Below are 6,768 nucleotides of genomic sequence, written 5' to 3'. Positions count from 1 at the left end.
CGGTCGCGATCGTGGCGCTGCCCCGCATCCAGGACGACCTGGGGTTGTCCGACGCCGGGCGCAGCTGGGTGATCACCGCCTACGTGCTGACCTTCGGCGGGCTGATGCTGCTGGGCGGCCGGCTCGGCGACACCATCGGCCGCAAACGCACCTTCATCGTCGGGGTCTCGCTGTTCACCATCGCCTCGGTGCTGTGCGGGGTGGCCTGGGACGCCCCGACCCTGGTGATCGCCCGGCTGCTGCAGGGCGTCGGGTCGGCGATCGCCTCGCCGACCGGGCTGGCGCTGATCGCCACCACGTTCGCCAAGGGGCCGGCCCGCAACACCGCCACCGCGGTGTTCGGCGCGATGACCGCGATCGGCTCGGTGATGGGCCTGGTGGTCGGCGGCGCGCTCACCGAGGTGTCCTGGCGGCTGGCGTTTCTGGTCAACGTGCCGATCGGGCTGGTGATGATCTACCTGGCCCGCACCGCGCTGCGGGAGACCGTGCGGGAGCGGATGAAGCTGGACGCCACCGGGGCGCTGCTGGCCACACTGGGCTGTACCGCGGCGGTGTTCGCCTTCACCCAGGGTCCGGTCAGCGGCTGGCTGTCCCCGGTCACCCTGGGGCTGGGGGCGGTGGCGGCGGTCTGCGGGATCGCGTTCATCATCGCCGAACGCTCCGCGGCGAACCCGGTGGTGCCGTTCGAGCTGTTCTACGACCGCAACCGGCTGGCCGTGTTCGGGGCGATCTTTCTGGCCGGCGGGGTGCTGTTCACCCTCACCGTGCTCATCGGGCTCTACGTGCAGGACATCCTGGGCTACTCGGCGCTGCGCGCCGGGATCGGCTTCATCCCGTTCGTGATCGGCATGGGCATCGGGCTGGGGGCGTCCTCGCAGCTGGTGCGGTTCTTCTCCCCGCGCATCCTGGTGATCGGCGGCGGCATCCTGGTGCTCGGCGCGATGCTGTACGGCTCGACGCTGCACGCCGGCATCCCCTACTTCCCCGACCTGGTGGTGCCGATCACCGTCGGCGGGATCGGCATCGGGGCGATCGTGGTGCCGCTGACCCTGTCGGCCATCGCCGGGGTGGGCTTCGACCAGATCGGCCCGGTCTCGGCGATCGCGCTGATGCTGCAGAACCTGGGCGGGCCGCTGGTGCTGGCCGTCATCCAGGCCGTCATCACCTCCCGCACCCTGTACCTGGGCGGGATCACCGGCCCGGTCAAGGACATGAACGACGCCCAGCTGCACGCCCTGGACCAGGGCTACACCTACGGGCTGCTGTGGGTGGCGGCGGTCGCGGTGCTCGTCGGCGCGGCGGCGCTGCTGATCGGCTACACCTCCCAGCAGGTCGCGCAGGCCCAGGAGGTCAAGGACGCCTTCGACGCCGGCGACCTGTAACCGCGGGGGCGGGCCGCACCGATAAGCTGGCCCGCTGTGATCACCCGCATGTCCGAACTGTTCCTGCGCACCCTGCGCGACGACCCCGCCGACGCCGAGGTGCCCAGCCACAAGCTGCTGATCCGGGCCGGCTACATCCGCCCGGTCGCGCCGGGGCTGTACAGCTGGCTGCCGCTGGGCCTGCGGGTGCTGCGCCGCATCGAACAGATCGTCCGCGAGGAGATGAACGCCATCGGCGGGCAGGAGATTCTGCTGCCCGCGCTGCTGCCGCGCGCACCCTATGAGACCACCCAGCGCTGGACCGAGTACGGCGACACCATGTTCCGGCTGACCGACCGCCGCAACAACGACTACCTGCTCGGCCCCACCCACGAGGAGCTGTTCACCCTCACCGTCAAGGGGGAGTACAGCTCCTACAAGGACTTCCCGGTACTGCTGTACCAGATCCAGACCAAGTACCGCGACGAGGCGCGGCCGCGGGCCGGCATCCTGCGCGGCCGGGAGTTCGTGATGAAGGACTCCTACTCCTTCGACGTCGACGACGCCGGGCTGGCCGCCGCCTACGCCGCCCACCGCGCCGCCTACCGGCGCATCTTCGACCGGATGGGCATCGACTACGTCGTCGTCTCCGCGCTCTCCGGGGCGATGGGCGGCTCGACCTCCGAGGAGTTCCTGGCCGCCAGCCCGGTCGGCGAGGACACCTTCGTGCGCTGCCCGGACTCGGACTACGCGGCCAACGTCGAAGCCGTGATCACCCCCAGCCCGACGCCGCTGCCGCTGGACGGCCTTCCCGAGCCGGTCGTCCACGACACCGGCGACACCCCCACCATCGCCGCGCTGGTGGACTGGGCCACCGGCGCGGGCCTCACCACCGCCGCCGGCGAGCCGGTGAGCGCCGCCGACACCCTCAAGAACGTGCTGCTGAAAGTGCGCGCCCCCGGCGGGGACTGGCAGCTGCTGGGCATCGGGCTGCCCGGTGACCGCGAGGTCGACGACAAACGGCTGGCCGCCGCGCTGGAACCGGCCGACTACGCCCTGCTCGACGAGCGCGACTTCGCCGAGCATCCGTTCCTGGTGAAGGGCTACATCGGTCCGAAAGCGCTGCGCGACAACGGGGTCCGCTACCTGGTCGACCCGCGGGTGGTCGACGGCACCAGCTGGATCACCGGGGCCGACCAGCCGGGCAAACACGTGGTCGGGCTGGTCGCCGGCCGCGACTTCACCGCCGACGGCACCATCGAGGCCGCCGAGGTGCGCGACGGCGACCCGTCCCCGGACGGGGCCGGCGCACTGGTCAGCGCCCGCGGCATCGAGATCGGCCACATCTTCCAGCTGGGCCGCAAATACACCGACGCGTTCGCCGCCGACGTCCTCGGCGAGGACGGCAAACCGGTGCGCCTGACGATGGGCTCCTACGGCATCGGGGTCTCCCGGCTGGTCGCGGTCCTCGCCGAACAACACCACGACGAGCTGGGCCTGCGCTGGCCGGCCGCGGTCGCCCCGTTCGACGTGCACCTGGTCATCGCCAACAAGGACGACCAGGCCCGCGCCGGCGCGCTGGACCTCGCCGAGCAGCTGGACCGCCGCGGGGTGGCGGTGCTGCTCGACGACCGCGGCGCCTCACCGGGGGTGAAGTTCAAAGACGCCGAGCTGCTCGGGGTGCCCTGGATCGTGGTGGTCGGCCGCGGCTGGGCCGACGGCGTGGTGGAGCTCCGCGACCGCTTCGCCGGGCAGACCGGCGAACTGGCCGTCTCCGAGCGCCTGGCCGACGACCTGGCCGAGCGGCTGGCTACTCGCTGCCGCCCGGAAACGTCGCGGTGACCGGCGCCACCGAACGCACCACGTTCCACCGCGCGGCGGTGACCGCGCACTCGGTCAGCGCGCCCACCGCGAACTCGCGGTCCTCGGCGGTCTCGGCCTGCTCGAGCACCGCGCGCCAGGCCACCGCGGCGTCGTCCTCCATCCGCACCGCCAGCGCCGCCGCCTGGCCGCCGTCGGTCACCGGCATCGGCAGTTCGTAGCCGGCCGCGGCGACCGGCGCGTCGACGCCGCGCGCGGTGAGCATGCTGACCAGCGCGTCCCGGCGGGCCCGGTGCTCGCGCAGCGCGGCCGCCACCAGGTCGTTGACCTCGAAGGGGGAGTGCGCCGACACCATCCCGTAGCCGTAGATGACCCCGTGCTCCACGGCCAGGGCGTCGCAGAACGCCTGCTCGGCGTCGGTCATCGCGCCGGCTCCGGGCCGGCGAGGGTGACCGTGGAATCCACCGTGCAGGCCGCGGCGATCGACCCGAGCAGCCCGGCCCGGTAGCCCGACAGGGCGCTCGCCGCGGCACCGGCCCGCTGCGCGGACTCGCGCAGCGCGGCCACCACCTGCTCGACGGTGACCACGCCCGCGGCGGTCGAGGTGGTGGTGTCGGTGGTCGCCGGGGTCGCCGCGACCCGGGCGATCTCGGTGGTGAGCACCCGGGCGTGGGCCTGCCTGCGGTCGGCGACCTGCTCCAGCAGATCGGCCAGCGGCACCTGCGTGGCGGCGGCGGCCGCGGCCGCCAGATCGGCGTCCCGGCGGGCCAGCGCCACCTGCTCGACGAGCTCGTCGGGCGGCGGGGGCGGCGCGCTCTGGCACCCGGCGGCCGGCACGGCCAGCAACGCCAGCGCCGCGCCGCCGGCCAGCAGCCGGCGCCGGCTGAACGGGGGCGGTGAGCTCGGCACAGCGACATCCTGCCATTGCCCGCCGCCGCCACCGGGGACCGGGCGGCCGCGCCCCGGCGGGAGGTCGCGGCGTTCGCGGCCGCGGCCGCCGTATCTGGCGTATCGTGGGGGGCTGATTCGCCGGACCGCCGCTGGCGCCGGCGACGCGATGACCGGACAACTCAAGATGAGGAGCTCGCCGTGGCCACCGGGCTACCTTCACAGACTCAGGTGATCGAGCTACTCGATGCGGAGTTCGCGCGAGCCGGCTACGAAATCGAAGACGTCGTCATCGATGCGCGCTCCCGGCCGCCCCGCATCACCGTGATCGCCGACGGGGACACCGCCCTGACCTCCGACACGATCGCGCAGCTGTCCCGCACCGCCTCGACGCTGCTCGACCGCGACCCGGGCACCCAGCGCTACCTGCTGGAGATCAGCTCGCCGGGCGTGGACCGCCCGCTCACCGCCGAAAAGCACTTCCGGCGGGCCCGCGGCCGCAAGGTCGCGGTGCGGCTGACCGACGGCACCGAACTGACCGGCCGGGTCGGCGCCACCGACCCCGACGGGGTCGCGCTGGTGGTGGCCACCGGCGGGAAAGCCGACAAGGACTGGACGCTGCGCGAGATCCGGTTCGCCGACATCGCGCGCGCGGTGGTGCAGATCGAGTTCGCCAGCCCGGACCGCCGCGAACTGGAGTTGGCCGGGGTCGGCGCGGGAGCCGCCGCGGGCGTGGACAGCGAGGAGGCCGGGGCGTGAACATCGACATGGCGACCCTGCACGCGATCGAGGCGGAGAAGGGCATCGCGGTGGACGTGGTGGTCGAGACCATCAAATCCGCGCTGCTGACCGCCTACCGGCACACCGAGGGCCACCACAGCGACGCCCGCATCGAGATCGACCGCAAGACCGGCGCGGTGCAGGTGATCGCCCGCGAGACCGACGAGGACGGCAACCTGCTCAGCGAGTGGGACGACACCCCCGAGGGGTTCGGCCGCATCGCCGCCACCACCGCCCGCCAAGTCATCCTGCAGCGGCTGCGCGACGCGGAGAACGAACGCACCTACGGCGAGTTCTCCGCCCGCGAGGGCGACATCGTCGGCGGGGTGATCCAGCGCGACGCCCGGCAGAACGCGCGCGGCCTGGTGGTGGTGCGCATCGGCAGCGAGACCACCGGCTCGGAGGGCATCATCCCGGTCGCCGAGCAGGTGCCCGGCGAGACCTACGAGCACGGCGACCGGCTGCGCTGCTACGTGGTCGGGGTGAGCCGCGGGCCGCGGGAACCGGTGGTGACCCTCTCCCGCACCCACCCCAACCTGGTGCGCAAGCTGTTCGCGTTGGAGGTGCCCGAGATCGCCGACGGCTCGGTGGACATCGTCGCGGTGGCCCGCGAAGCCGGGCACCGCTCCAAGATCGCGGTGAGCTCGCGGGTCGCCGGCCTCAACGCCAAGGGCGCCTGCATCGGGCCGATGGGCCAGCGGGTGCGCAACGTGATGAGCGAGCTGGCCGGGGAGAAGATCGACATCATCGACTACGACCCGGACCCGGCGCGCTTCGTCGCCAACGCGCTGTCCCCGGCGAAGGTGGTCTCGGTCACCGTGATCGACCTGGCCACCCGCGCCGCCCGCGTCGTCGTCCCGGATTTCCAGCTGTCCCTGGCGATCGGCAAGGAGGGCCAGAACGCCCGGCTGGCGGCCCGGCTGACCGGCTGGCGCATCGACATCCGCAGCGACGCCGGTGACCCCGCCGACGACGGCGCCGGCGGCGGGGCCGGGATGGTCGAGCCGGGCGGCGGGCTGCCCGGCGGCGCGGTTCCCGGCGCCGCGCCGGCCCCCGGCCAGGCCGACCTGCCGGCCGCCGGCGGACCCGAACACTGAGCGCATCCGGGTGGTTCGGAGCACGGCGCGGGTGAAGGTAGACTCACCGGTGGTCCAGCACGCGTCATCGGCCTCCGAGCCCCGTCCGCACCGGCACCAGCCGGTCCGGACTTGTATCGGATGCCGGCAGCGAGAGCTGGCCGTCGATCTGCTTCGCACAGTCGCGGTGTCGACCGGGGACGGAATCTTCGCCGTCGCCGTTGACACCGCGGGTAACCTGCCGGGGCGGGGCGCCTGGTTGCACCCCACCCCGCGGTGTCTGCACGCAGCCGTTCGGCGGCGAGCTTTCACCCGCGCGCTGCGGATCACCGGTTCACCGGACACGACTGCGGTGGCCGAGCACCTCGGGGTGCTCGACCCGCCGCACGACAGACAGGCAACGAAGAACATGAGCACACCGTGAAGACCCGATGACCATGTGTCATAGCTAACCGAGGCGCGGCCGACCACCGCTGTCGCCTCATGGACAGGAGAAGTAGTGGCAAAGGCCCGCGTACACCAGTTGGCTAAGCAGCTCGGTGTCACCAGTAAGGAAGTGCTCGCCCGACTGAGCGAACAGGGCGAATTCGTCAAATCCGCGTCGTCGACGGTGGAAGCACCGGTCGCGCGCCGGCTGCTGGAATCCTTCGGCGGCCCCAAGCCGGAGAAGAAGGAGCCGGCCAAACCGGCCGCGAAGTCCGCCCCGCCGGCCGCCCCGTCGGCGCCGAAACCGGCCGCGCCGGCCGAACCGGCCCCCAGCGCGGGCAACGGCGCCCCACCGCCACCGCGGAAACCGCCGCCACCGCCACCGCCGCCGGGGCGACCGGCGCCGGCACCGGCAC

General features: G+C 73.0%; 8 protein-coding genes. 6 read left to right on the top strand and 2 right to left on the bottom strand.

The window, feature by feature from the left end; genetic code table 11:
- A partial coding sequence (locus A5643_RS07380; RefSeq protein ID WP_066853507.1) for an MFS transporter occupies positions 1-1,382 on the top strand: 1,382 nt, incomplete at its 5' end.
- A 36-nt stretch (positions 1,383-1,418) separates the two neighbouring features.
- Entirely contained in the window at positions 1,419-3,203 is a 1,785-nt protein-coding gene (locus A5643_RS07375; RefSeq protein ID WP_066853504.1) for a proline--tRNA ligase, read from the top strand.
- Here the strand turns inward: A5643_RS07375 and A5643_RS07370 are convergent.
- A complete protein-coding gene (locus tag A5643_RS07370; RefSeq protein WP_066853502.1) occupies positions 3,172-3,606 on the bottom strand; it encodes a ferritin-like domain-containing protein in 435 nt (144 codons plus the stop codon). The two genes, A5643_RS07375 and A5643_RS07370, sit on opposite strands and share 32 nt — an antisense overlap.
- The gene (locus A5643_RS07365) at positions 3,603-4,091 is read right to left on the bottom strand and encodes a hypothetical protein (RefSeq protein ID WP_066853500.1); all 489 of its coding nucleotides are present in this window, start codon (positions 4,089-4,091) and stop codon (positions 3,603-3,605) included. The genes A5643_RS07370 and A5643_RS07365 overlap by 4 nt, the downstream gene beginning before the upstream one ends.
- 180 nt (positions 4,092-4,271) lie before the next feature.
- On the opposite strand from A5643_RS07365, the gene rimP reads away from it, so the two are divergent.
- The 4 genes from rimP to A5643_RS07350 all read left to right on the top strand — a co-directional run.
- Positions 4,272-4,829 carry a ribosome maturation factor RimP gene (rimP, locus tag A5643_RS07360; protein WP_066853498.1) on the top strand — a complete coding sequence of 186 codons (558 nt, stop codon included), beginning with the start codon at positions 4,272-4,274 and terminating at the stop codon, positions 4,827-4,829.
- Positions 4,826-5,947: a transcription termination factor NusA gene (gene nusA / locus A5643_RS07355; RefSeq protein ID WP_082948797.1), complete on the top strand. Its 1,122-nt coding sequence runs from the start codon at positions 4,826-4,828 to the stop codon at positions 5,945-5,947. Before rimP ends, nusA begins: the two co-directional genes overlap by 4 nt.
- A 10-nt stretch (positions 5,948-5,957) precedes the next feature.
- Complete coding sequence (locus tag A5643_RS17675; RefSeq protein WP_502686222.1) at positions 5,958-6,350, top strand: YlxR family protein; 393 nt, start codon at positions 5,958-5,960, stop codon at positions 6,348-6,350.
- Positions 6,351-6,425: 75 nt separating this feature from the next.
- Positions 6,426-6,768 (top strand): translation initiation factor IF-2 N-terminal domain-containing protein (locus tag A5643_RS07350; RefSeq protein ID WP_197497674.1); only part of this gene is annotated, 343 nt, incomplete at its 3' end.

Source organism: Mycobacterium sp. 1274756.6, from assembly GCF_001668625.1.
Classification (GTDB): domain Bacteria; phylum Actinomycetota; class Actinomycetes; order Mycobacteriales; family Mycobacteriaceae; genus Mycobacterium.
This window is presented reverse-complemented; position numbering and strand designations above follow the sequence as displayed.

What these genes read in the sequence shown, in the direction of transcription:
- A5643_RS07370 (WP_066853502.1), bottom strand. Translation starts at nt 3,606, where the DNA reads ATGACCGACGCCGAGCAGGCGTTCTGCGACGCCCTGGCCGTGGAGCAC.